This is a genomic window from Enterobacter cloacae complex sp. IR5422 (assembly GCF_049238165.1).
GTDB classification, from domain to species: Bacteria; Pseudomonadota; Gammaproteobacteria; order Enterobacterales; family Enterobacteriaceae; genus Enterobacter; species Enterobacter roggenkampii.
This window is the reverse complement of sequence record NZ_JBMKHT010000110.1, coordinates 1-1,283: the sequence shown is the minus strand read 5'-3', so window position 1 is coordinate 1,283 and position 1,283 is coordinate 1. Positions and strand designations below refer to the sequence as shown.

Below are 1,283 nucleotides of genomic sequence, written 5' to 3'. Positions count from 1 at the left end.
GAGAGGTTGCGCGTGCTGCTCTGAAGCGGCGCGTCGTTGAGCCAGTTGCGGCTGGATCGCTGAACCACGCCTGCCGCAATGCCGGTTTTCACCTCCCCGTTGCGGAAGACCACCCAGGACGCGTTAAGGCGGTGGGTTTTGGTATCGCCCGTGGAGAGCCAGTTGAATCCCTGGTTACTGATGGTGGTCCGGTAGTTACTCCAGGCGTAGCTGTAGTCCAGTAATCCGTAGCCAAACGGCACGCTGACGCCCGCCTGGAAATTCTGCGCATCGTACGCGCTGGCAAAATCGCTGCTGCGCCCGCCGCTGACAAACCATTTATCCGCCAGCCCCAGCATATTATTGGCGGTGAGCACGCCGCTCAGCTGATCTTCGCCGGTACTCTTCTGCCCGCTATTATCCAGGCTTACCGATGCACTTAAGGGAAATTCCGGCTTTGCCGTGAGATTAACGATGGAATATCCGGCCTGCGTTCCCGGAAGAATTTCAATCTGAACCGGATCGGCGCGCAAACGGTTAATTTGCTCCATGCCCTGTTCGATGTCGCGTAAATTAAGGATGCCGCCCACCCGTCCCGGAAACGCCATTTTCAGCATACGCGGCGTTTCGCCTTCCAGACGGATCGCTTCCAGTCTGCCTTCCAGCACAACAATATTCAGCTGGCCGCCGGAGAGATCCTGCTCGGTAAGAAAAGCGCGGCTGGTGATATATCCCCGGCTGATATACCAGTCAGAAATATGGGCGAGAAGTTCCGTTATTTTCGCCATATCCAGACAGCGGCCCTGCCACGGCGCGACAAGGGTCTGCCGGGTTTTCGGGGAGATTAAGGTCGCACCGGAAAGGGTAATGGTATGAATGGTGAAACAGGGTCCGGAGCCGGTAACAGGCAGCGGTCTGGCAGGCGCGGGGCGAGGAATACTGCGCTCCAGCTCCTCACGCTGTTGCTGGTTCTTTAATAACAGTTCCTCCTGCTGCTGACGCACTGTGTCCCGGTCAGCAGGAGTAAGGGGGGCTGCATGGCTCAGAGAGCAAAAAAATAACGAGCAAAAAAAGACGGCTTTGCTGTAATAGCGCATATTAAAGGATAATATTTTTTGTTTTCCTCAGTATGCCAGCTCTGGCGCAATAGGGAATAGTCTCAAAAAGAGGGCTACTATAAGGAAGGTGCGAATAAGTCCGAGATGTGAGATCATCGTGTTGTAACCTGAACCCAGAATGAGTAACCGGATGAGCCAGCAACTGACTTTTGCCGACAGTGAGTTTTCCAGTAAACGCCGCCAGAC

The 1,283-nt window shown here is 54.8% G+C and carries 2 protein-coding genes; both read right to left on the bottom strand.

All coding sequences use genetic code 11. The annotated features are described in order from the left end of the window. The coding region (locus tag ACOTXT_RS22440) for a ShlB/FhaC/HecB family hemolysin secretion/activation protein (protein WP_421625478.1) at positions 1–1,076 on the bottom strand (1,076 nt) is incomplete at its 3' end. 27 nt (positions 1,077–1,103) lie between these two features. Further along, the coding region (locus ACOTXT_RS22435) for a hypothetical protein (RefSeq protein WP_421625477.1) at positions 1,104–1,283 on the bottom strand (180 nt) is incomplete at its 5' end.